The 23,023-nt window shown below is 58.1% G+C and carries 20 protein-coding genes; 10 read left to right on the plus strand and 10 right to left on the minus strand.

Going from position 1 to position 23,023, the window contains the following annotated elements; genetic code table 11:
- The first annotated feature begins 4 nt into the window (after positions 1–4).
- The 7 genes from ACJ8KE_RS01640 to araD all read left to right on the plus strand — a co-directional run bounded on the left by ACJ8KE_RS01640 (position 5) and on the right by araD (position 7,694).
- Positions 5–1,072, plus strand: a complete 1,068-nt coding sequence (locus ACJ8KE_RS01640; protein ID WP_016927009.1) for an erythritol/L-threitol dehydrogenase — start codon at positions 5–7, stop codon at positions 1,070–1,072.
- Between the two features lie 135 nt (positions 1,073–1,207).
- Positions 1,208–2,125, plus strand: a complete 918-nt coding sequence (locus ACJ8KE_RS01645; RefSeq protein ID WP_016927010.1) for an ABC transporter substrate-binding protein — start codon at positions 1,208–1,210, stop codon at positions 2,123–2,125.
- Positions 2,126–2,179: 54 nt separating this feature from the next.
- Complete coding sequence (locus tag ACJ8KE_RS01650; RefSeq protein WP_028128353.1) at positions 2,180–3,670, plus strand: sugar ABC transporter ATP-binding protein; 1,491 nt, start codon at positions 2,180–2,182, stop codon at positions 3,668–3,670.
- The gene (locus ACJ8KE_RS01655; RefSeq protein WP_097101671.1) at positions 3,667–4,656 is read left to right on the plus strand and encodes an ABC transporter permease; all 990 of its coding nucleotides are present in this window, start codon (positions 3,667–3,669) and stop codon (positions 4,654–4,656) included. The genes ACJ8KE_RS01650 and ACJ8KE_RS01655 overlap by 4 nt, the downstream gene beginning before the upstream one ends.
- Before the next feature lie 8 nt (positions 4,657–4,664).
- Positions 4,665–6,152: an FGGY-family carbohydrate kinase gene (locus tag ACJ8KE_RS01660; protein WP_442517065.1), complete on the plus strand. Its 1,488-nt coding sequence runs from the start codon at positions 4,665–4,667 to the stop codon at positions 6,150–6,152.
- On the plus strand, positions 6,139–7,008 hold the full coding sequence (locus ACJ8KE_RS01665) for an L-ribulose-5-phosphate 3-epimerase (RefSeq protein ID WP_282676989.1): 870 nt from the start codon (positions 6,139–6,141) through the stop codon (positions 7,006–7,008). The genes ACJ8KE_RS01660 and ACJ8KE_RS01665 overlap by 14 nt, the downstream gene beginning before the upstream one ends.
- On the plus strand, positions 7,002–7,694 hold the full coding sequence (gene araD / locus ACJ8KE_RS01670; protein WP_079452226.1) for an L-ribulose-5-phosphate 4-epimerase: 693 nt from the start codon (positions 7,002–7,004) through the stop codon (positions 7,692–7,694). Before ACJ8KE_RS01665 ends, araD begins: the two co-directional genes overlap by 7 nt.
- Before the next feature lie 6 nt (positions 7,695–7,700).
- Here the strand turns inward: araD and ACJ8KE_RS01675 are convergent, their stop codons facing one another.
- The gene (locus ACJ8KE_RS01675; protein ID WP_318669799.1) at positions 7,701–8,705 is read right to left on the minus strand and encodes a LacI family DNA-binding transcriptional regulator; all 1,005 of its coding nucleotides are present in this window, start codon (positions 8,703–8,705) and stop codon (positions 7,701–7,703) included.
- 377 nt (positions 8,706–9,082) lie between these two features.
- On the opposite strand from ACJ8KE_RS01675, the gene ACJ8KE_RS01680 reads away from it, so the two are divergent.
- Together ACJ8KE_RS01680 and ACJ8KE_RS01685 are read left to right on the plus strand one after the other, a co-directional pair.
- Positions 9,083–11,350 (plus strand): hypothetical protein, encoded by a 2,268-nt coding sequence (locus ACJ8KE_RS01680; protein ID WP_261419412.1) that lies wholly within the window; start codon positions 9,083–9,085, stop codon positions 11,348–11,350.
- 329 nt (positions 11,351–11,679) lie between these two features.
- Positions 11,680–12,717, plus strand: coding sequence for a hypothetical protein (locus ACJ8KE_RS01685; protein WP_442517066.1), 1,038 nt, complete (start codon positions 11,680–11,682; stop codon positions 12,715–12,717).
- Positions 12,718–13,061: 344 nt separating this feature from the next.
- On the opposite strand, the gene ACJ8KE_RS01690 is transcribed toward ACJ8KE_RS01685, so the two are convergent.
- Entirely contained in the window at positions 13,062–13,955 is an 894-nt protein-coding gene (locus ACJ8KE_RS01690) for a LysR family transcriptional regulator (protein WP_442517067.1), read from the minus strand.
- A gap of 107 nt (positions 13,956–14,062) precedes the next feature.
- Between ACJ8KE_RS01690 and ACJ8KE_RS01695 the strand changes: the two genes are divergently transcribed.
- Positions 14,063–15,370 carry a serine hydrolase domain-containing protein gene (locus ACJ8KE_RS01695; protein WP_442517068.1) on the plus strand — a complete coding sequence of 436 codons (1,308 nt, stop codon included), beginning with the start codon at positions 14,063–14,065 and terminating at the stop codon, positions 15,368–15,370.
- Positions 15,371–15,437: 67 nt separating this feature from the next.
- Here the strand turns inward: ACJ8KE_RS01695 and ACJ8KE_RS01700 are convergent, their stop codons facing one another.
- The 8 genes from ACJ8KE_RS01700 to ACJ8KE_RS01735 form a co-directional block, all read right to left on the minus strand.
- Positions 15,438–16,187: a glycosyltransferase family 2 protein gene (locus tag ACJ8KE_RS01700; protein WP_234212978.1), complete on the minus strand. Its 750-nt coding sequence runs from the start codon at positions 16,185–16,187 to the stop codon at positions 15,438–15,440.
- A gap of 103 nt (positions 16,188–16,290) precedes the next feature.
- Positions 16,291–17,370, minus strand: coding sequence for an LPS export ABC transporter permease LptG (gene lptG, locus ACJ8KE_RS01705; RefSeq protein WP_234212977.1), 1,080 nt, complete (start codon positions 17,368–17,370; stop codon positions 16,291–16,293).
- Complete coding sequence (gene lptF, locus ACJ8KE_RS01710; protein WP_116403500.1) at positions 17,367–18,437, minus strand: LPS export ABC transporter permease LptF; 1,071 nt, start codon at positions 18,435–18,437, stop codon at positions 17,367–17,369. The genes lptG and lptF overlap by 4 nt, the downstream gene beginning before the upstream one ends.
- Before the next feature lie 28 nt (positions 18,438–18,465).
- Entirely contained in the window at positions 18,466–19,032 is a 567-nt protein-coding gene (locus tag ACJ8KE_RS01715; RefSeq protein WP_028127727.1) for a YtfJ family protein, read from the minus strand.
- Positions 19,033–19,052: 20 nt separating this feature from the next.
- On the minus strand, positions 19,053–19,922 hold the full coding sequence (locus tag ACJ8KE_RS01720; protein ID WP_016927024.1) for a hypothetical protein: 870 nt from the start codon (positions 19,920–19,922) through the stop codon (positions 19,053–19,055).
- Positions 19,919–21,256, minus strand: coding sequence for a lipopolysaccharide biosynthesis protein (locus tag ACJ8KE_RS01725; RefSeq protein ID WP_004935553.1), 1,338 nt, complete (start codon positions 21,254–21,256; stop codon positions 19,919–19,921). The genes ACJ8KE_RS01720 and ACJ8KE_RS01725 overlap by 4 nt, the downstream gene beginning before the upstream one ends.
- Before the next feature lie 72 nt (positions 21,257–21,328).
- Positions 21,329–22,123: a hypothetical protein gene (locus ACJ8KE_RS01730; RefSeq protein WP_049298861.1), complete on the minus strand. Its 795-nt coding sequence runs from the start codon at positions 22,121–22,123 to the stop codon at positions 21,329–21,331.
- Positions 22,124–22,153: 30 nt separating this feature from the next.
- A complete protein-coding gene (locus ACJ8KE_RS01735; RefSeq protein WP_033632594.1) occupies positions 22,154–22,879 on the minus strand; it encodes a lipoprotein in 726 nt (241 codons plus the stop codon).
- Positions 22,880–23,023: the final 144 nt, after the last annotated feature.

Raw genomic sequence — 23,023 nt, forward strand, 5'->3', positions numbered from 1 at the left:
AGAGATGAGCCAGTTGCCGGAAAAAATGCGCGCGGTCGTTTGCCACGGCCCGCAGGACTACCGTTTCGAACAGGTGCCCACGCCGCTGCCGAAGGCGCGCGAGCTGGTGATCAAGGTGGAAGGCTGCGGCATCTGCGCCGGCGACTGCAAGTGCAAGAACGGCGCGCAGATGTTTTGGGGGGAGAACCCGTGGGTCAAACCGCCGGTGGTGCCGGGGCATGAGTTCTACGGCCGCATCGCCGCGCTGGGCGAGGGCGCGGAAGGCAAATACCGGATCGGTGAGCGGGTGATCGCCGAGCAGATCGTGCCGTGCTGGGAGTGCCGTTACTGCAAATCCGGCAGTTACTGGATGTGTGAGACGCATAACATTTACGGCTTCCAGAAAGACGTGGCGGAGGGCGGCATGGCGGAATACATGCGCTTTTCCGAGAACGCTATCGTGCACAAGATCCCGGAAAGCCTGAGCCATGAAGACGCGGTGCTGATCGAACCGATGGCCTGCGCCATCCACACCGTGGCGCGCGGCGACATCCAACTGGACGACGTGGTGGTACTAGCCGGCGCCGGGCCGCTCGGGCTGTGCATGGTGCAGGTGGCGCGCCTGAAGACGCCGAAGAAACTGATCGTGATCGACGCCATCGACGAGCGGCTGGCGCTGGCGAAGGAATTCGGCGCCGACGTGGTGATCAACCCGCTGAAGGAAGACGCCGACCAGATTGTCAAATCGCTGACCGGCGGCTACGGCTGCGACGTGTATATCGAGGCCACCGGCGCGCCGATCGGCGTCACCCAGGGGCTGCAGATGATCCGCAAGCTGGGCCGCTTCGTGGAGTTCAGCGTATTTGGCAAGGAAACCACCGTCGACTGGTCCATCATCGGCGATCGCAAAGAGCTGGACATTCGCGGCGCGCACCTGGCGCCCTACAGCTATGAAATCGCCATCGATCTGTTCGAGCGCGGGCTGGTGACCTCAAACGGCGTGGTCACCCACAGCTATTCATTGAACGACTGGGACGAAGCCTTCGCCCTGGCGGACTCGACCGATTCCATCAAGGTGATCCTGGTTCCCTGATTTTCCCGCCGTACCGCTGTTGCAGTCACGACCGCCGGCCCATCCGCAATGGGGGGCCGGCCGGTCGGCCAAACGTAAAGACATGCTGTTGCTCTGATAACCACAACAAGAAGCTTCCCTACAGGAGAATTGGCTATGTTTTCATTATTCAAAAAGACCCTGCCTTTTATCGTCGCCGGTGGAATGTTGGCGGCCAGCCAGGTGGCGCTGGCCAAGCAAATAACGATCGGTATGTCGTTCCAGGAAATGAACAACGACTACTTTGTCACCATGAAACAGGCGCTGGATCAGGCTGCGGCGGATATCGGCGCCAAGGTGTACGTGGCCGATGCGCGCCATGACGTTGCCAAACAGATCGGCGACGTGGAAGACATGCTGCAGAAGAAGGTGGATATCCTGCTGATCAACCCGACCGATTCGGTGGGGGTGCAGTCGGCGGTGATCTCCGCCCATAAGGCCGGCGCGGTGGTGGTGGCGATCGACGCGCAGGCGGAAGGGCCGCTGGACTCGTTCGTCGGATCGGAAAACTACGACGCCGGCTTCCAGGCGGGCGAGTACCTGGCGAAAGCGCTGGGCGGCAAAGGCAAGGTGGCGATCCTCGACGGTATCCCGGTGGTGCCGATCCTGGAGCGCGTGCGCGGCTTTGAAGCGGCGATGAAAAAATACCCCGACATCAAGATCGTCACCAAGCAAAACGGCAAGCAGGAACGTGACACCGCGCTGACGGTGACCGAAAACATGCTGCAGTCGGCGCCGGATCTGGCGGGCATCTTCAGCGTCAACGACGTCGGCGCACTCGGCGCCCTGGCGGCGATCGAAAGCAACGGCGCCAAGGTCAAGCTGGTGAGCGTCGACGGCCAGCCGGAAGCCATCAAAGAGATCCTCAAGCCGAATTCGCCGTTTATCGCCACCTCGGCGCAGTTCCCGCGCGACCAGCTGCGCATTGCGCTCGGCATTGCGCTGGCCCGCTACTGGGGCGCCACGGTGCCGAAAACCGTGCCGGTCAAAGTGAAGCTGATCGACCGCAGCAATGCGGCCGGCTTTAGCTGGTAACAGCGGCCAGGTTCGCCCCGCTGCGGCGGGGCGTTCGGCGCGGAGGGCAATGCGGTGACACCTTTACTGGAACTGAAGCGAATCAAGAAAAGCTTTCCCGGCGTGAAGGCGCTGGACGGCATCGATCTGGCCATTCAACGCGGCGAGGTGCACGCCCTGCTGGGCGAAAACGGCGCCGGCAAATCGACGCTGGTGAAAATCATGTGCGGCATCTATCAGCCGGACGAGGGCGATATTTTTATCGACGGCGAGCAGCGCCGCTTTAACAACTATCGCCAGGCGATCGAGGCCGGGGTCGGCATTATTTTTCAGGAATTCTCGTTGATTCCCTATATGAGCGCCATCGACAACATCTTCCTCAACCGGGAGATCAGGAACCGCTGGGGCCTGCTGGATCGGCGGGCGATGCGGCGCAAGGCCGAGGCGATCTTCAAGCGGCTGACGGTGACTATCGATCTCGATTGCCCGGTGGAGCAGCTGAGCGTGGCACAGCAGCAGTTCGTTGAGATCGCCAAGGCGCTGTCGCTGGAGGCGCGGGTGCTGGTGCTGGATGAACCGACCGCCACGCTGACGCCGGGCGAGGCCGAGCACCTGTTCAGCGTGATGAACGATCTGCGGCTGCTGGGCGTCGGCATGGTGTTTATCTCGCACCACCTGGACGAGATCTTCACCATCTGCGATCGCATCACCGTACTGCGCGACGGCGCCTACATCGAAACGCTGGCCACCGGCGACACCAACGTGGAAGAACTGGTGCGGCTGATGGTCGGGCGCAAAATCGAGAACGCTTTCCCGGCGAAGCAGCACCCGGTCGATACCGCGACGGTGCTGCTGGAGGCGGAGATCCAGCGCGAGAAGCACGGCGCGACCGACCGTTTCCACCTGCACAAAGGCGAGATCCTCGGCTTCGCCGGGCTGGTGGGCTCCGGGCGCACCGAGACCGTCTCGGCGCTGATCGGCGCCAGCCGCTGCCACCGCAAACGCGTCAGCCTCGGCGGCCAACCGGCGGCGCTGCGCTCCCCGGCGCAGGCGCTGGCGCAGGGCATCGGCCTGCTGCCGGAGAGCCGCAAAACCGAGGGCCTGGTGCTGCCGTTCTCGGTGGCGCAGAACATCACCCTCAACCGGCACCACCGGCGCGGCAAGATCTTTGTCAGCGCCCGCAAGGATCGCGACGTGGTGCAGCGGCTGATCCGCGCCGTGGGCGTGAAAACCCCAGACGCCGAGACCGCCGTCAGCACCCTGAGCGGCGGCAACCAGCAGAAGGTGGTGATCGCCCGCTGGCTCAACAATGACTGCAACATCCTGATCTTCGACGAGCCGACGCGCGGCATCGACGTGGGCGCCAAGGCCGAGATCTACCAGCTGATGCAGCAACTGACCCAGCAGGGCATCTCCATCATCATGATTTCCTCCGAACTGCCGGAGATCATCGGCGTGTGCGACCGCGTGCTGGTGTTTCGCGGCGGCCACATCGTCGCCGAGCTGACCGGCGACGACATCGAATCCAACCACATCATGCTTCACGCGACCGGGAGTGCCTTATGATCGGAATTGAACAACCCGCCGTGGCGCGCCGCGCCGCCGGCCCCAGCCTCGGCAAGCGCTGGGAAAAACTGCTGCATCACCCGGCGGTCTTGCCGTTTATCGGCTTTGTGATCCTGTTCGTGCTGATGAGCCTGTTGAACGACAGCTTCCTCAGCGTCAACAACCTGACCAACGTGGCGCGCCAGGTGTCGATCAACGCCATCATCGCGGTGGGCATGACCTGCGCCATCCTGACCGGCGGCATCGATCTCTCGGTGGGGCCGGTGATGGCGCTGGCCGGTTCGGTCGCCGCCGGGCTGATGCTGGCGGCGGTGCCCATCCCGCTGGCGATGGTGGCGGCGCTGGCGGTCGGCGCGCTGTTCGGCCTGGCCAACGGCGCCTGCATCGCCTACCTGCGCATGCCGCCGATCATCGTCACCCTGGCGTCGATGGGCATCGCCCGCGGCCTGGCGCTGCTCTATACCGGCGGCTACCCGATCTCCGGTCTGCCCGACGTTTTCTCCTTCTTCGGCCGCGGCACGCTGCTGGGCATTCAGGTGCCGATCCTGATCATGCTCGGCGTGTACGTGCTGGCCTGGCTGATGCTCAATCAGCTGCCGTTCGGCCGCTACGTCTACGCGATGGGCGGCAACGAAGAGGCGGCGCGCCTGAGCGGCATCCGTGTGCCGCGTTACAAGATGCTGGTGTACGTGATCAGCGGCCTGACCGCCGCGCTGGCCGGGCTGGTGCTGACCTCGCGCCTGATGAGCGGGCAGCCCAACGCCGGCGAAGGCTTCGAGCTGGACGCCATCGCCGCCGTAGTGCTGGGCGGGGCGGCGATCTCCGGCGGGCGCGGCGCCATCGTCGGCACGCTGGTGGGGGCGATGATGCTCGGGGTGCTCAACAACGGCCTCAATCTGATGAACGTATCGCCGTATATCCAGAACGTGGTGAAGGGCGGCATCATCCTGGCCGCCATCTACCTCAGCTCCGTGCGGCGCAAATAGGAGGCGCGATGTCAGTCTTTCTTGGCGTAGACGTCGGCGGCACGGTGATCAAGGCCGGGCTGTACCGGGCAAGCGGCGAAGAACTGGCGATCGCCGAGCGCGACGGCGCGGCGATTGCCGCCCAGCCGGGCTTCAGCGAGCGCAATATGGACGCGCTGTGGGATGACGTTTGCGCGGCGATCCGCCAAACGCTGCACGCGGCGGGGCTGGAGGCCGGCCAGGTGCGCGGCGTCAGCTTTTCGGCGCACGGCAAAGGGCTGTACGCCATCGACCGCCACGGCAAACCGGTCGGCAACGGCATTCTCTCTTCGGACAACCGCGCGGCGGCCACGGCGGCTGAGCTGCGCCGCGCCGGGGTGGACGCGCAGACCTACCCGCGCAGCCTGCAGCCGCTGTGGCCCAGCCACCCGGCGCTGCTGCTGCGCTGGCTGAAGCAGCGGCAACCGGCGCAGTACGCCGCCGTCGATCGCATCCTGATGGCGCACGACTACCTGCGCTTTCGCCTCACCGGCGAGGCGGCGGCCGAGGTGACCAACATCTCCGGCAGCAACCTGTTTAACCAGCACAGCGGCGCTTACGATCCGGCGCTGATGGCGGCCTTCGGCATCGAAGAGGCGCAGGAGAAGACCGCGCCGGTGATCGGCTCGGCGCAGCTGGCCGGGCGGGTGACGGCCGCGGCGGCGGCGCAGTGCGGCCTGCGAACGGGTACCGCGGTGTACGGTGGCCTGTTCGACGTGGTGGGCGCGGCGCTCAGCTCCGGCGTGGCCGACGATCGCACGCTCAGCGCGGTGGCGGGCACCTGGTCGATCGCCACCTGCGTGACCGAGCGCATCATTCCTGCCGACTATCCCTATGCCTGGGGGCGCTACTGCATCGACGGCCGCTATTTCGCGCACGAAGGCAGCCCGACCTCGGCCGGTAACCTGGCCTGGTTCCTGCGCCAGTTCTGCGCCGGCGACCGGCAGCGCTATGCCCAGTTCAACGCCTGGGTGGCCGAGCGCCGCGAGCAGCCGAGCGGGCTGCTGTTCCTGCCTTATCTGTACGGCTCCAACCTCGGCGGCAACACGCCGGGCGGGCTGATCGGCCTGAGCGCCCACCACGAGATGGCGGACGTGGTGCAGGCGATCTACCAGGGCATCGTGTTCTCGCACCTGATCCATCAGGAGCGCATGGTGCAGTTGAACCCGCGCATCGAACGGGTGCGCATGACCGGTGGGCCGACGCAGTCTGAGGTCTGGATGCAGATGTACGCCGACGCCGGCAACCTGCCGCTTGAGGTGGTGGAAACCCGCCAAAGCGGCTGCCGCGCCGCCGCCCTATGCGCCGCCGTCGGCGCCGGGGAGTATGCCGGGTTCGCCGAAGCGATCGCCGCCGCGCCGCCCAAATTGCGCTGTTATTATCCCGCGACCGCCGCCCACCGGCGCCTGCGCGCCCAGCAGGCGCGCTATCTGGCGGTCGCTCTGGCTTTGAGTGAGGTGACTGATGCAAACGAGTAACGCCGCCTGTCTGGGGCTGTATGAAAAGGCGCTGCCTGCCGATCTGAGCTGGCCGCAGCGGCTGGCCACCGCCGCCGAGCTGGGCTTTGAATTTGTGGAGATGTCGATCGACGAGCAGCCGGCGCGCCAGCAGCGGCTGGACTGGGATCGCCGCCAGCGGCTGGCGTTTATCCAGGCGCGGCTCGACAGCGGGGTGACGGTGCCGAGCCTGTGCCTGTCGGCGCACCGGCGCGATCCGTTCGGCAGCGCCGACGCCGCCACCCGTGAGCGGGCTCGGGTGCTGATGAGCAAGGCGCTGGAACTGGCGACGGATCTCGGCATCCGTAACATCCAGCTGGCGGGCTACGACGTCTATTACGAACCCGCCGATCGCCACAGCCGCGAACGCTTTATCGAGGGCATGCAGTGGGCGGCGACGCAGGCCGCCAGGGCGCAGGTGATGCTGTCGGTGGAGGTGATGGACACGCCGTTCATCAACAGCATCAGCAAATGGCGCGACATCGCCCGCCACGTCAACAGCCCGTGGTTCACAGTGTATCCCGATCTCGGCAACCTCAGCGCCTGGGGCAACGACGTCGCCGCCGAGCTGGCGCTGGGCATCGGCAGCATCACCGCCATACACCTCAAAGACACCGTCGCGGTGGGGCCGGGCAGCGCCGGGCAGTTCCGCGACGTGCCGTTCGGCGAAGGCTGCGTGGATTTCGCCCACGCCTTTTCCGTGCTCAACGCGCTCGGCTATCGCGGCCCCTATCTGCTGGAGATGTGGGCGCGCGAAGACGGGCAGGATAAGCAACGCATCGCCCAGGCCAAGGCCTGGGTCGAACAACAGATGAATGAGGGAGGCATCGTATGCTGAACGAACTCAAGCGGCAGGTGCTGGCCGCCAACCTCAGCCTGCCGGCATACGGGCTGGTGACCTTTACCTGGGGCAACGTCTCGGCGATCGACCGCCAGAGCGGGCTGGTGGTGATCAAGCCTTCGGGCATCGCCTACGAGGCGATGACGCTGGCGGATCTGGTGGTGGTGGATCTGGAGGGCAAGGTGCGCGAGGGGCACCGCAAACCCTCGTCCGACACTGCCACCCACCTGGCGCTGTACCGCGCCTTCGCAGATATCGGCGGCGTGGTGCACACCCACAGCCGCAACGCCACCATCTGGGCGCAGGCCGGGCAGCCGATCCCGGCGCTGGGCACCACCCACGCCGACTACTTTTACGGCGACATTCCCTGCACCCGGCCGATGAACGAGGCGGAGATCGCCGGGGATTATGAGGGGGAAACCGGCAAGGTGATTATCGAGACCTTCAGTCAGGCGGGGCGCGATCCGCAGCAGGTGCCGGGAGTGTTGGTTTACTCCCACGGCCCGTTCGCCTGGGGCAAGGACGCGGCGGATGCGGTGCACAACGCGGTGGTGCTGGAGGAGGTGGCGATCATGGCGATGGCGACGCGCCAGCTGGCGCCGGCCATCGCCCCGATGCAGCCGGAGCTGCTGGACAAACATTTCCTGCGCAAGCACGGCAAACACGCCTACTACGGGCAATAGTGCCCGTCAGCGATTCAACAGTGAGCCGGTGAAGAACTCTCTGCGCACCGGCAGTTCGCCGCGCGGGCTGTTAATGGCGCTGAACAACAGCTCCGCGGCGATCTCCCCCAGTTTCTGCGTATCGTGATACACCCCCGGAATGTGCAGGCCGTAAGCGCCGGCGCGCGGCGGCTCGTCTATCGAGAAGAACTTCACCTGCTGATAAAGTCCCATCTCGTGGCAGATGGCGATGGCGCCCAGCGTGATGATGCCGTTCAGGCCGATGATGTAATCCGGGCGGTTCTCCTGCTGCGCCAGATAGGCGCGCACCTCGCTTTCCTGCGAGGTGAAATCGTAGTCGCCGTTGATGATATGAATCTCACGCCCGCTGCCCTGTAGCGCCGCGATGATACCGGCGGTGCGCGTTAGCGTAATCTCCGAATCCGCCGGGCCGCCGATAATCAAAAGCTTCTGCTCCGGCTGCTCCGCCAGATAGCGCCCGGCCAGCACGCCGATCTCGCGGTTATCGAGGAACACGCCGCTCAGCTGCTGATCGTAGAGATCGCGGTCGATAAGGATCAGCGGCACGCCGTACACCTCGGCCAGCTCGAGATAGGCGGGGCGGTAGCGCTTGTCGTCGCGCACCGCCGACAGCAGGATGCCGCGCGCCTTATAGCCGAACAGCGCCTGAATGGCGCGCATTTCCGCTTCTTCGCTGCCGTCGGTGTCGAACAGCATGATCTGGTAGCCCTGCTGGCGCGCAATGCGCGACACGGTCTTGATCAGGCCGGAATAGAACGGGTTGTACATGCTGCTGGTAACGATGCCGATAATCTGGCTGCTGCTGCTTTTCAGCCCCTGCGCGAACGCGTTGGGCACATAGTTCAGCTCTTTGGCGATGGCGTGAATGCGCTCGCGGGTTTCCGGCTTGACCAGCTCGGGCTTATTGAAGGCGCGGGAAACGGTGATATTGGTCACCCTGGCGCGGCGGGCGATATCCACGATAGTGGCATTGGGATTGGCTTTCGACACCGTCTTTCCTTGCGTTATGCCTCAACAGATCCCTTATTGTAGGGAAAGGGCGGGGGCGGTGCTAGGGGGGAGCTGGGTAAGGAGTTTTCTACGGGAGAAGTCGAGCATGGAGTCCGCTTTGTGCCAAGAGCAGACATTGCGAACACCATTGGGACATCAATGGCAAGCAAGTAAGGCTCTTTTACTGGGATAGCCTTAATTAACAACTGACTAATTGATAATCTAGATTAAAATCTGGATAGGAAAGACTATCTAAAACCAGAAATTTTATCTGGTGTTCCATCCTGAGTTTAAGTTGAGTAGTATGGAATCATGCCAGAATACAAAGCAGAAGATCGTACCAAGCATCCCTGTACCCTCAAAGAATGGTATGAAAAATGTACAATTTGCATAAACTTGGATGGAACAGCTTTCAGCAACTTTGTCTTACTATAGCTCGAGAAGTTCTGGGGCAGACAGTACAGTCATTCTTAGATTCAAATGACGCAGGACAAGATGGCGCTTTTTCTGGTAATTGGAGCCCGGTCAATGGACAGAACCTGAGTGGAAGATTTGTAATTCAGTGCAAGTTTACAAACAGGGCAGATTATTGTCTTACCCCATCTGACGTAAAAGGTGAAATACCTAAGATTAGAAAACTGGTTAATGATGGGGTTTGTGATGTCTATATACTGATGACCAATGCTGGAATTTCAGGGAAACAAGCAAATACGATTAGTTTGTTGATCAAGGATGCAGGAGTTAAAGATGTATTGATACTCGGCTCTACTTGGATAGAGGACCAAATTAAAGAAAAAACGAAGCTTCGGATGCTTGTACCTCGCTTATATGGTCTTGGTGACCTAAGCCAAATCTTAGATGAACGGGCCTATGCACAAGCAAGAGCTGTACTTGACTCATTACGTGAAGACTTGGCAAAAGTTGTAATAACTAGTGCCTACCGCAAAGCGGTAAAGGCTTTAGATGAGCATGGTTTTGTTTTACTAATTGGTGAGCCTGCTGCAGGAAAAACGACAATTGCTTCAATGCTGGCAATGGCTGCTGCCGATAAATGGGGATCATCAGTAGTTAAACTGGCCGATCCGGAGCAAGTCGCTGAACGGTGGAACCCCGATGAATCTTCACAATTTTTTTGGGTTGATGATGCATTTGGAGTAACACAGTACGAATCATCATTAGTTTACGGCTGGAATCATTCGCTTGTTCAGATTAAGGCGATGCTGCAACGTGGCGTAAAAATCGTCATGACATCCCGAGACTACATTTACAATCGTGCCCGCAATGACCTGAAGGAGAGTGCTTTTCCTCTGCTTAGCGAAAGCCAAGTGGTGATTGATGTCCACGAATTGTCTGATCTTGAAAAGCAACAGATCCTTTATAACCATTTAAAACTTGGGCACCAGCCTATGGCGTTTCGTTCCAGAATTAAGTCGTATCTAGAAGATATAGCTGCTCATTCACGTTTTATTCCCGAGACAGCACGCCGTATTGCAGATCCATTTTTCACTAAAGATATCTATATAAGTAAATATCACCTTGAGCAATTTGTAGATAAGCGTGAGCAATTTCTACTTGAGGTAATTACTGGATTGGATGCGAATAGTAAAGCGGCACTTGGCATGATCTATATGAGAAAGGATCATCTTGAAAGTCCTATTACACTTCAGGGAAATGAAGTTCTGGCATTAGACAGGCTTGGTTGTACATTAGGGGAGTGTATTTCAGCACTAAATGCTCTTAACGGTAGCCTTGTGACGTTAGTGAATGTTGATGACATATTTGCCTGGCGTTTTAAGCACCCAACTATTGGTGATGCCTATGCAATGACTTTAATTTCTAGCCCTGACTTACTTGGTATTTTCTTAAGCGGTAGCTCAATAGAAAATATGATGCAGCAAATTACATGTGGGAATGTTGGCTTAGAAAAAGCAATTATTGTACCCAAATCACTTTTCCCTATGATAGCTGCACGTTTATCTGAATTCTCTACCAGCGATAGATATAAGGTACGGTGGATGTCTATATGGGGAGCGAAAAGATCTCTTTATCTATTTTTAGCCTATCGCTGTTCAAAAGAATTTCTTGAACAATACATTGAAGTTACACCTGAAATATTATCGCGCATATGTGAACCAGGCTTACGTTTAAGTGTGGCTCCTGAGGTTAGTCTTGTTGTAACATTGTATAATCACAATCTTCTACCCGAGAAGAATCGAAAGCGTTTCGTTGAAATAGTGAGTCGTTATGCCATTGACGGAGAAGATATTTATGCATTGAGCGATAGGCGGATTCGTTGCGTTTTTACCGAAGGAGAGTATAGAGAGCTTATAAATTCGGTACGTACTGAGCTAATACCAACATTATCAAAAGTCAGAGAAAACATGCAATTTAATTATATTCAATCTGAATCTCCAGAAGAATATATGCAGGACATAATTGAAATGTTTGACGTACTAAAGGAGCAATTCAATGATGACCCAACAGTAATTGACATAATTGAACATGAACTAGAAGTTGTGAACCAGTGGATCGTGGAAGCAGATTTTCCTGAACCTGATATTAGTCCTCGTGAATTAGGTGTATTAGGGCCAACTGATGAAAAGCACAGTGTACGAAGCATCTTTGATGATATTGATGCCGATTAATACCTTATTGATTTATCGTCAATAATTCATGACTAGTTCCTCATAGATTAGATGCATTAACTCGTCTTGGTTTTAGTCATGGTCAATTGCACCTGCAGACTGGTTGTCAGTAGTCCGGTTCTCGCTCACGGCAGGCCTTCTACTTAGTTAGCAGGTCCCGCTTCGTGCTAGGAGCGGAAATGCTATAAGTCTTTTTGATACGTGCAGTAGGTGCATACCACGCCCAACTAGAACTCAAGCGGCATCCATGATTTTTTTCTTCGATATTAAGGAAGAAGAAATTATGATATCCTTTATATAAAACACCAATATTAACAAGGGTAAACAGTATGAAACTTAAAAAAATGATGGAAATGGATTTCATCAGGGATTTTCGTACTCATCTTGAAACACCTTTTGAACATCAGTTATTTGACGCCAGCCTTCGGAACTATTGTTCACACGGAAACCCTCTTCGATTTAATAATTTCGCATTTGCTATGCGAGAATTGGTAACCAATATTCTTAACCGGAAAGCACCAGAACAGGATGTCATTTCTGCTCCTTGGTACATTCAAGAATCCCCAGATAGAAAAGTTACACGAAAACAGCAACTGAAGTACTGCGCTCAAAAACACATTCCAGATATTTTGATTTCAGTTGAAACGTTAGAAAAAATAAACGAAAAAACAAAAAGATATAATAAAGAGTATAGTATTTTTAATAAATACACTCATATTACAGAAAAGTACTTTAACAATGAATCTAAAGCTGTTTTTGATGAAGTGAAACAACTCATCGAACTCACCTCGAAGGCATATGATATATTTGATGATCTCGAAAATGTGATGTCTGAAGAGGTACTGGAATCGATTAGTGCTGAAATCCGTGAAGTAACAAGAGATAACATCCCTGGTGAAGTTGATATTCTTTCTTCATCCACTCTTGTAGATGATAGTGAAGTCACAGACATTCGGTTAATAACCATGACAAATGAGTTCATTTGTTTTTTAATTAAAGGAACGATTTATATAACTCGGCAATATGGAAAAGGTGAGGATTTTTATGCATCTGGTGACCATTACCCCTTCTGGTTCGCCGTTTCTGTAAGTGCACAGAATTTCAATTCAGTTAACCCATTGAATGTTAATATTATGGTTGATACATCTGAATGGTATGCTGAAAGTAAAGAAGATCAGGCATATCAGTCTCTGATAAACAGTGCAGAATTCCTGAGCAGAATAGATTACATCAATATTTCTACTCGTGAGAAAGAAAAACTTTTCCCTGGTGTAAGTAAATTACTTACATCGTCTGACACAAACAGCAAAGCTATATACGAATCTTGTACTATTGAATATGGTTCTGACGACGACTTACCTTTTTAAGCACAAGGCTTTGTGATGAACTTTCACATTTCTATCGATGATTGGCATGTGAATACTTAGAGCTTCCGGACAGTTACTTTTATCTTCTGAATATGTTTCGACAACAGTTCTGCATGCTAGTGACCTGATCCCTGTTGATTCGTACAGAATAGTATTAGCAAAGTCCGCTTCTCGCTCAAAGCCGCCCCTCAAAGCAATAAACCAGCGCAGCGGTGGAGTGAAGACGCGAGGGGCTCATAGGCAGAAAATTGCTATCCCTGCTTAAGAACGATCGAAAAGCAACGCGGACGATGAGTTCTACGATCGACTACCGGTAACACCACCACTAATTTAGTAGCGATTTTTCACCCCCCAACTTCCCGCCACAACTCCGGCAACAACGCCAACGTCTCATCAATCAGCGCCCGCCGGTCATTGCCCGGCTTCCAGATGGTCACCATGGTTTGGCTGATCCCCTGGCTGCCGACTTCGGTGCGCAGCGTGTTGACGTTTTTCCACTGTTCGGCATGCATGTGCGTCGGCAGGAATCCCCAGCCGCAGCCCTGTTCGAGCAGGGCGCGCAGCATCTCCAGTTCGTTGGTGAAAATGGTATGCCCTGAAATTTGCAGGCGGCGCGCCACGGGTTCGTCAGAATCCGGGTGCATGATCACCTGCGGCGTGAGCGAGAGTTCCAGCAGCGAGAGCGGCTGTTCCGCGCCGGGGAAAAGCGTTTCGGCGGCATAGAAATCCATCTCTATCGCCCCTAAGGCGCGCCACTCCATGGCGTCGCCCACGCTGCGGTTGCGCGCCTGGCAGATGCCCAAATCGGCCTGGCCGTTTGCCAGCAGGCTTTCCGCTTCGTCGCGCGAGGCGTTAATCAGGCTCAGGCGCGTGTTGCGTTGGGCCATGGCGGCAATCAGCGCTTGCAGCAATGCGCGGGGGGTAAAGGGATCGTAGACCAGCGAGATTTCCTGCGCCGCGCTCTTCGGCACGTCTTTAGCAAATGCCTCAAACGCTTTCACCTGGCGCATCAGCAGGTGTGCCTGGCGCTGCAGCTGTTCGCCCTCCGGCGTCAGGTGCAGGCTGCGCCCCTCGCGCAGGAACAGCGCATAGCCCAAGCCATCCTCGAGAAAATCAATCAAATCACGCAGCGTCGTGCGGTCTTTGCCCAGCTTGAGCGCGGCTTTCGCCAGGCTGCCGTGCTCGGCCACGGCGGTGAAGGCTTCCAGTTGGGCAAAGGAATAAATCAGGCTCGGCACGCGGTTCCCCCGTCGATTTTTCGGGGGATTTTCCCCCATCAGGCGTTTTTTATTATAGGCCGCGTTTTTTTAAGCTGAACGCCTTCCTGAGCTAAGCGAGAAAAAATATGAAAAGCAAAGTGTTTAACCGCAGCCTGCTGGCGGGCGTTGTCATCAGTCTCTGCAGCAGTCTGTTGGCGCCCGCTGCGCTGGCCGCCTGTGCGGGCACCGAACTCAGCGCCTGTCCCGCGCCTTTCGATACGCAATTGCCGGACACGCACAAGATGCTCACCTGGAGCCAGAGCGACCGGGTGATCGGTTTTCGTAACGACTACCGCAACTATGCGGGGGATGTGTTTCACCACGGCAATGCCACGCCGCTGCGGGCTGCCGCTAAACCGTTAACGGATGCCAGCTATCGGGTGAATGGCAAAACCTACAGCCTGCAGGATTACCTGCAGCGCCAGAATGTCAGCGGCATGCTGGTATTGAAGAACGGCAAAATCGCCTGGAAATATCTGGGGCAGGGCAATACCGACGCCACGCTGTGGACGTCGCGCTCGGTGGGCAAATCCGTGGTCGCCACGCTGGTGGGTGTGGCGATTAAACAGGGCAAGATTCGCTCGCTCGACGATCTCATCACGCAATACGAACCCGATCTGAAAGGCACCGCGTGGGACGGCGTGACCCTCAGGCAGCTGATCACCCACACCTCCGGCGTGGCGTGGAATGAGGATTACACCAACCCGAAATCGGACTTCGCGCAGCTGACCGAGTGTGAGGCCAGGCCCGGCGCCTATGCCTGCGTGCGCAAGCTGGTGGCCGGTTTGCACCGCGCGCATCCGGCCGGGCAGAACTGGTCTTACTCCTCCGGCGGCGCGTGGCTGCTGGGCGACGTGCTGGAACGCGCCACCGGCATGCCGCTGGCGGCCTATCTTGAGCAAAGCATCTGGCAGCCCTACGGCATGGCGAGCGACGGCGTGTGGCATGCCTACGCCAAAGGCCAGCACGACGTGGGTGCGCACGGCTTCAACGCCACGCTGGAAGACTGGGGGCGCTTCGGTGAGTTCATTCTGCATAACGGGACGCTGCCGAACGGCAAACAGATCTTGCCGGCTGATTGGGTAGCCCAGTCGGCCAACTGGACGCGGGCGGCGGGCTCGGTGTCGGCGGCGCATCCCAACGGCATTTACGGCTACCAGTGGTGGAACAACGAAGTGCCAATGAATGCGACTAACGTAGAACCCGCTCCGCAGGCGTCCCTCAAGCATTCCCTGTGGGCGCTGGGGATCTTCGGCCAGATGATCATGGTCAATCAGGCGGAGAATCTGGTGATCGTCCAGTGGTCTACCTGGCCGCAGGCGGAGCCTTCTTTCAGCGCGCAACCGTTGGAGGCATCGCTGATGTTTAGCGCGATAGCGAAGGAACTGCGTTAACGTCGGCTGGGTAAGCAGGGGCTGGATGGCGGTTGCCATTCAGCCCCTGTTTCTGTCCTTAACGTTATCAATCTTTGCCATACCAGGATTTAAAATACTTCAGGAAACTGTAGGCGATGGCATAGAAGCCAGTGACGGCGCCGACTTTGCCTTCTTTCCATGCGCCGCTCAGTACGTACCATTTAAAAAATGCGCCGATCGCGCTAACGACGCCACGAAATATTGAGGGCCTAATGTCTCTGTATTTTACTACCCTTGTCGTATAGCTATTGAGCTTATTGAGTATTTCATGGAGAGAATAAAAAGTATCGTGCTTAACATTGCCGGGAATGACCGACGTCTGAATATAGCCTTCAGCGGCATCATCTACCGGAGCATCATTGAACCTGACCTGTGTTCTATTGAACAGTCGAACGGGGTAGTCCGGTGAGGAGATGGGATAAATCGTTCTGACTGGCTGTCCGAGTACAAACCAATTCCTTTTTATTCTATAGGCTTGCTGTGGTGGCGGGTTTGCCTGCGATTTGAATGTTAAAATGGACGCCATGGTTTCGGCATCAAGGATTTCGTCGCTGTCCAGGCACAGTACCCAATCATGGTGAGATTGAGAAATCGCAAAGTTCATTTGCCGTCCATGCGTTTCGAAACGATGGTAAATAGGGTTTATTCCAAAGCTTTGGCAAATAGACAGCGTTTTATCCGTACTGCCGGAGTCCACCACAATCCACTCGTCCGCAATGCCCATGAGTGGAGAAAGCACCTCGTGCAATAAACGAGAGGAGTTAAAGGTCAGTATACAAACAGCTATCTTTGCCATTAACTAACATCCTTAAAAATCGCTGATCAGGTGAGCGCGTGATGTTTTCTCTGGAATGGAGATTGCGATTCTCTTCTTATCCCTTATCAACCTCGGAAAATGCCTAACCCCGCCGATCAAACCGATAAACCAGCGCCAGCGCCAACGCCAGGAGCAACAGCGGCGGGGCAAGGGCGGTGAAGGGCGCGTTGAGGGCGAACAGCAACCCCAGGTTGAGGACGATCTGGTAAGCGATGTAGGTCAGCAGCCCGATGATGACGCCGAGCGCTAATCGGCTGCCCATGCCGGGCGCACGTGGGGCGGTGAAGGTAAACGGGATGGCCAGCAAAATCATCGCCAGCACCAGCAGAGGCTGGCCGAGTTTTTTCCACAGCGCCAGGCGGTATTCGGTGCTGGGTTGCCCAGAGCCCTGCAGATAATCGATATAGCGATCCAGCTGTTGGAGCGAGAAACTGCCCGCCGGCAGGGTCAGCTCTTTCAGGCTCGGCACCGCGAACAGCGAGCGCCAGAGCAGGCTGTCTTGCCGCGTAATCGTCTCCTTTCTGCCTTGCCAGCTTTTCTGCATCACGTTGTGCAGCAGCCAGTTGCCGTCGGCGGCGGTGCTGGCGCTGTCGGCGTAAATGTAAGATTCCAGCGCGCGGTTGGCTTGATAACGGAAGATCTCTATGCCGTGGGGTTGGTCGTTCTCATCGACGGTCTTCACTGTCACAAACTCGTTGCCGCGCCGCGCCCACAGCGGGTTCACGGTGACGTCGTTACTGTTCGACTGCGCCAGGGCGTTATTCTTCATTTGCAGCGCGCGTTGCTGCAGCGGCGAGGCGGCCCATTCATCGAGGGCGCCGAGCGAGAGGTTCATCAGCAGCCCGGCGGCGAGCATCACCAGTGCGATGCGGAATATCGACATCCCGGCGGAACGGATCGCCGTCAGCTCCAGGCTCTTGGAGAGCTGCCCCAGCCCGACGATGCCGCCGAGCAGCGCGATAAACGGCCCCAGATCGACCAGGCTGCGGGGCAGGGTCATCACGGTCACCAGCAGCGCCTGCTGCCAGCGGTAGCCGCCCGGAGTGACGTCCTCCAGCTCGTTGATCAGCGTAAAGGTGGTGAACAGCGGGATGAGCAGCCCGGCCGCGGCGGCGAAGCCGATGAACACGTTGCGGATCAGGTAACGGCTAAAAATAGTCATCGGGAGGGTTTCCGCAGCAGGGATAAGTCGCGCGCCAGCAGCAGGGCGATGCCGACAGCCATCGCCAGCGGCACCAGCCAAACGCCGGGGATCGTCGGCAGAGAGCCGTTGGCCACCAGCGTGCGGCAAATGTTGCCGCCATAGAAAATCACGGTAAACAGCACCGTCAGGGGCAGCAGCGCGGCGTAGCGCCCCTGCCGCGGCTTGATGCGGCTAAAGGGGATCGCCAGCAGCACCATCAGCACGGTGGTCAGCCCACGGCTCTCGCGCCATTGCAGTTCGGCGGCGTCGCCCGGATCGGCGGAGCGCGCCAGTTCCGCCGGCGAGGCCGACTTGTGCCGGCTCTCGGCGCTGGGCACGAACGGTTTGAGCGCGATGTCAAAGTTGTCGTAATTCTGGCCGTTGTCGTCGGCGCCCTCACGATCCAGCACATAGGCGGTGCCGGTTTTCAGCCGCACGGCGGGGCTGGCGGGAGAGGCGTCGAGCACTTCCACCGACTGCGCGCGGTACAGGTTGGTGTGATGGCCGCCGCGCACATAAATCAGGGCGTCCGTCAGGTGGTTGGCCGTTTTGTCGACGTGATTGGCGAGGATCATGCGGCCGTTGCCGCTGACGTTGAATTTGTCGGCCTGCAGGTGGCTCACGTCCAGCACCGATTGCGACTGTTGCTGCAGCTGATAAATATTGGCGTACGCCCAGGGCCTGCCATACAGCGACAGCAGCGTGACCGCGATCGCCAGCGGCACGGCGAGCAGCAGCACCGCCTTGTACAGCCGCAGCGGGCTGGCGCCGGCGGCCAGCATGGCGGTGATCTCCGCATCGCTGTACATCTGGCTCAGCGCGACCGCTACCGAGACATACAGCGCGACGGGCAATATCATCTCCAGCGCGATCAGCGATTTATAGAAAACCACGTCGGCCACCACCCGCAGCGCCAGCGTGCCGTTGGCGGCGTCGGTCAGGTAGCGCTGGGCGGAGTAGCTGGCGAACATGAAGATCAGAAACCCGGCGATCATCATCACCAGGCGGCGGATCTCAACCGTGATATAGCGTTCAATCAAAGACATGCGTTATCGGTTCCCGGCGGCGTGCGCTTCATGGCGTCTCCTGCGCGATCAGCGCGCGCAGCAGGGCGATCACCTGGTCAACTTCCTGCGGGGTGAGTGCGCCGTCCTTCGCCCACTGCACGCGCCCGGCCTTGTCCAGCACTACGATGGTGGAGCTTTCCTCCGGCAGCCGCCAGGCCATGCGCCCCAGCCCGTCGCTGTCGACGATGAATTGCGCCCAGGGATAATGCCGCTTGTTTTTCTCGATCTTGCCGCGCACGAAGAAGCCGGAGCCCGGTATCGCATCGTCGGTGTTGACGATGGTGGTCGGCTGGAAGCGATCGCCCGGCAGGTTCGCGTCCTTAACGGCGTTGATCAGCAACGAGTTCTTCTTTTTGGCGGAGGTGCGCCCGGCGATGTACTGGATCACCCGCACCTTGCCCGCCAGTTTTGCGCTGTTCCACGGCCGGTAACTGAAATCGCCGTTGCGCAGCAGCAGCTCGCCGCGATCGGCGATGGCGATCGGCGCCACCGGCCGGCCATGCACGAAGTTATGCGCGGATGCCGCCAGCGGCGTCAGCAGCAGGGCGAGGGCCAGCAAGCGAGGTAACGTCATCATGGCTACGGGCAATGCGCTTATCTGCCCGCCGCGATGGCCGGCTGGGAAAACGACAGGGGAAAGCGCGCCAGCAGCAGCTCCAGGCGCTGGCGGATGTCGATATCCAGGATCGCCGGCCGATCATAGATATCGCCGCCGGCCAGCTTGTCCGCCACCATCACGTCATGCCGGTCACCCATCAGGCCGTTAATCGCCGCCAGGAAGCGCGAGATCTGCCGGGCCTCGCGGTTGTCGGGATCGATCGATCTCAGCGTGTCGTAGAACGAGACCTGGCGGCTGACGATTTTGCGCACGTCATGGAACTGATGCCCGGTCAGCGCCGGGCCGGCGATCAGCGTTTGCAGCTGGCGCATTTGCTCCTGACGGTAGGTGATAAAGCCCTGTGCGCTTTCCAGCCGGGTGTGGCGCAGCGCATAGCGCACGTAAGACCACACCGGCTTGCTGAGCAGCAGCCGCAGCAGGTTGCCGTACAGCGTCAGGTTCTTCTGGTTGCCGTTGCGAAACGCGTCCTGAAAATGGCCGAGCACCACGGTGGTGGTGTGGAACAGGCGGTTGGCGCGGTGGGGGGCGCCGTACAGCTGCTGGGCGAAGCGCAGGTGCTTATAGCGGGCGCGGATATATTTGTAGCGCATGCGGGTCGCCGCCGCCAACTGCGGGTCTTGCAGGAAACCGTTCACCAATTGCAGCAGCTCGCGGCGGGAAAAGCCGTCTTCCCAAAACTGCAGGCACAGCGCGTAGTTGTCCCGAATGCTTTCGGGGGAGCATTCCAGATCGATCTGCTGCGGCAGGCTGATATTCGCCTCAACCAGGTCGTCCTCTTCCACCGCGACAAACAGCGCCTGGGTGGTTTCGGCGGAGAACTTTTTCCAATTATTGCTAGCGGTCATTGATTACTCTCTTTGGGCACATTCAGCCCCAACATAAAGCGATTGCGGTAGGCGCCGATCGTCGGTATCAGGGATAACAGAACGTCTAAACATTGCCCAAGTAAATAAGCGAAGGCGGCGCCCTGCACGCCGAAGGCGTACGCCATCGACACCAGCAGCGCAATGTAGGCCGCCGAGGCCGTCGCCTGCGCGATCAGGAAAGCGCGCTGCTTGCCCGCCATAAACAGTAAGGATTCCTGCGGGAAGCCCATCATGGAGACGATGATCGCGCCCAGCATGATTTGAATCAGGTCATAGGCTTCCAGGTATTGCTGCCCGAAGACCGCGGAAATAAGCGGCTTGCCCACCAGCAACATCAACACCGCGACGGCCAGGCCGATGCCGCCGGCCAGCAGCGAGGAGCGCAGGCCGAGCAGCCACGGGGTCTTGGTGCGCGGATCCAGGCGCATGATCTCGGGATAGAAGCTTTTCTCCAGCAGCTTGGCCGGGGTGCCCGTCGCATCGAAGAAGGTCATGGCGATCTTGAACAGCCCGGCGGCGGCCGGCCCGAGCACCACGCCCACCAGCACGGTGGTGCAGGAGTTGCGAGCGGCCCAGATGGTATGGGCGATGTTGGTGGTCCAGACGAAGTTCCAGGCGCCCTCGATGCGGCGCGCGACGTTGAACAGGCGCGGCCTCAGCGCGCCGTGGATATCGCGGCGGCGCAGTTCGCGCGCAGTGAACCACCAAAACAGCGTGCCGCCGATCAGGTTCGAGGCGTACCAGGTGACGATAAAGCCGGGGAACCCCAGATCAAAATAATAGGAGATGACGCTGCCCACCGCCTGCAGGAACGGCTTGATCGCCTGCTGGATGGCGATGAGATCGAAGCGGTTGAAGGCGCGCAGCACGCCGGTCGGCGTGGACGAGGTCATCGATGGGATCAGGGTGCAGTACAGCATGGCGAGCCAGAAGCTTTCGCTGTCCAGCCCCAGGGCGTGAGACAAGAACGGCAGCATGATCATGCCGCCCAGCACGGCGATGACGCCGCTGGCGATATCCAGGCCGAAGGAGAAGGCGACGACGTCGCGGAAGCGCCCGGTATTTTGATGCTCCAGCGCCGGAGTGCCGAATTGCACCACAAACTGCCAGGTCTGGAATTTGATGAAATCGCTGACCGCTTTGGTATAGGCCTGGATCACCACCAGCACGCCGAACATTTCAGGCGACATGCCTTTACCGGCGCAGGAGAGCGCCAGCAGGCCGAGCAGCGCGCTGGCGACGCTGCCGGAGCCCAGGTAGGCGGCATTACGTAAAATGGAACGAAACGCGCCGTCGGAAAACCACCGTTTCATAGCCCAAACCAGCCGTTATCGTTGTTTTGCTGCATTTTGTGTTCCGCAGTCATGCGCTTGCCCTGTATTCGTTTAATAAACCTGAGTTTCTTTACCGGCGTTCTCGCCGGGTTGCCCGAGATCGCTCTGCGGGCGCTTCGCGGGGTTCACCACGGCGGAAATGGCGTTGAGCGCATTGCTCAGCACCTCGTCGTAAGGGGCTCTGGCGTCCAGCTCGATGATGCGCGAGCCGTTGTATTGCAGGCGCACCATGGCGGCGATCTTGTCTTTCAGCTCTTCGTAACTGTGATCGGGCTTGCGGGAAAAGGCCGTATCGACGTCGATATCGAGGCGAATGATCAGCGCCGGCCGATAGACGGCCATGCGTTGATATAAACGGCGTTCGCGCGCCGCCAGGCGGCTCAATAGCCACCCTTTTGCGCGTTCCACGCCGATGCCGGGCCCATCGTAGTAAAAACCTGAGATTTCCGCCTGCGGGTAGCGATCGCTTATCACCAGAACGCCGCTCTGCGCCAGCCGCCGCACCTTGCGCAGGTTGGATGCGCGCCACAGCGAAAAACCGTACATGATCAGCGCCGCCCACAGCGCCGGCGGCCTGTTGCTCATGCGCTGGGTTTTGTCGGATTTCGCCGCCAGGCGCCGTTCCAGCCACACGCCGATGAACGGCAACTTTTTGATTTTGTCGCCGTCTTCGCCGGAGATCAGCCCCAAATAGCGCCGCTCCGTGGGGCGATGTTGCTGCAGGTTTTTCACCAGGTCGGCGGTCAGCGTGGACTTGCCCGTGCCGTCGCTGCCCACCACGGCAATCAGCCCGGTGATGCAGGCGGGAGAGGTATCCTGTTCGGCGGTGAGTTTATTTTTTTTCATCTGTTTCGGTACGAAAAGGTTATTTGTCGGCTAGGCATTGGCGGCCCTCAGCGATATTTTAACGGCGCGCAGCGATGCGTCGAAAATACGGTCGGCGGGTTCGCGGCCGTCTAAATCCAATATGTTAGCGCCGTTAAACGTCAGGTGCGGGATGACGGCGATCTTTTCACGCAACGCCGCCAGCGAGTGATCGGGTTTGCGTGAATAGGCCGTTTGTTCGTCAATATCCAGCCGAATTAATAATAAGGGCTGATAAGACGCCATCCATTGGTACAGGTTTTGTTCGCGCTTTCTCAACCAGCGGATCCAGCGATTGCCGCCAGCGGTTTTCGCCAACTGCGGGCCATCGAAACGAAACCCCGCCACTTCGGCCTGCGGATAACGATCGGTGATCAGTAATGCGCCGCTGCGGCTTTTCTTCAGCATGCGACGGAATTTATAAACGCGCCAATAGGAGAGTAAAAATATCACCAGCGCCGTGGCATTATCCGGCGGTGTGGAAGGGCGTTCATGCACGCGTTCCGATTTCTTCAGCAAATAACGCCCGAAGGGCGCGCCAATAATCGGCAGCGAACTGATCCATTCGCCGATGCGCCCGGAAGACTGGCCGAGATACAGCAGTTCGGCAGGTTCTTGTGCCGATAACGCGTTGACCAGGCTGGCGGCTAATGTGGATTTTCCCGAGCCGTCACAGCCGGTTATCGCTATTACGCGCACGGGCGAGCGATCAGATGAAGGTCTTATCTGCTGACTCACAATAATTGATCCAATGCGAAAAAAACTATTGTATTCCAATACGCCTTGGGTTCAAGATATTTATTGTGCTTTGCTGCGATAAAATAATGATATCGGCATTCTTCTTCGTTATTTGAATTGATATTCATGGCGTTTGTTCTTGTT

This window comes from Serratia sp. CY56464 (assembly GCF_052168435.1).
Taxonomy (GTDB): Bacteria; Pseudomonadota; Gammaproteobacteria; order Enterobacterales; family Enterobacteriaceae; genus Serratia; species Serratia marcescens.

Bases quoted from the DNA above. Each gene is read 5' to 3' on its own strand.
- ACJ8KE_RS01640 (WP_016927009.1), top strand. From the start codon at position 5: ATGAGCCAGTTGCCGGAAAAAATGCGCGCGGTCGTTTGCCACGGCCCG.
- ACJ8KE_RS01645 (WP_016927010.1), top strand. From the start codon at position 1,208: ATGTTTTCATTATTCAAAAAGACCCTGCCTTTTATCGTCGCCGGTGGA.
- ACJ8KE_RS01655 (WP_097101671.1), top strand. From the start codon at position 3,667: ATGATCGGAATTGAACAACCCGCCGTGGCGCGCCGCGCCGCCGGCCCC.
- ACJ8KE_RS01660 (WP_442517065.1), top strand. From the start codon at position 4,665: ATGTCAGTCTTTCTTGGCGTAGACGTCGGCGGCACGGTGATCAAGGCC.
- ACJ8KE_RS01665 (WP_282676989.1), top strand. From the start codon at position 6,139: ATGCAAACGAGTAACGCCGCCTGTCTGGGGCTGTATGAAAAGGCGCTG.
- araD (WP_079452226.1), top strand. From the start codon at position 7,002: ATGCTGAACGAACTCAAGCGGCAGGTGCTGGCCGCCAACCTCAGCCTG.
- ACJ8KE_RS01680 (WP_261419412.1), top strand. From the start codon at position 9,083: ATGTACAATTTGCATAAACTTGGATGGAACAGCTTTCAGCAACTTTGT.
- ACJ8KE_RS01685 (WP_442517066.1), top strand. From the start codon at position 11,680: ATGAAACTTAAAAAAATGATGGAAATGGATTTCATCAGGGATTTTCGT.
- ACJ8KE_RS01695 (WP_442517068.1), top strand. From the start codon at position 14,063: ATGAAAAGCAAAGTGTTTAACCGCAGCCTGCTGGCGGGCGTTGTCATC.
- ACJ8KE_RS01700 (WP_234212978.1), bottom strand. From the start codon at position 16,187: ATGGCAAAGATAGCTGTTTGTATACTGACCTTTAACTCCTCTCGTTTA.
- lptG (WP_234212977.1), bottom strand. From the start codon at position 17,370: ATGACTATTTTTAGCCGTTACCTGATCCGCAACGTGTTCATCGGCTTC.
- lptF (WP_116403500.1), bottom strand. From the start codon at position 18,437: ATGTCTTTGATTGAACGCTATATCACGGTTGAGATCCGCCGCCTGGTG.
- ACJ8KE_RS01715 (WP_028127727.1), bottom strand. From the start codon at position 19,032: ATGACGTTACCTCGCTTGCTGGCCCTCGCCCTGCTGCTGACGCCGCTG.
- ACJ8KE_RS01720 (WP_016927024.1), bottom strand. From the start codon at position 19,922: ATGACCGCTAGCAATAATTGGAAAAAGTTCTCCGCCGAAACCACCCAG.
- ACJ8KE_RS01725 (WP_004935553.1), bottom strand. From the start codon at position 21,256: ATGAAACGGTGGTTTTCCGACGGCGCGTTTCGTTCCATTTTACGTAAT.
- ACJ8KE_RS01730 (WP_049298861.1), bottom strand. From the start codon at position 22,123: ATGAAAAAAAATAAACTCACCGCCGAACAGGATACCTCTCCCGCCTGC.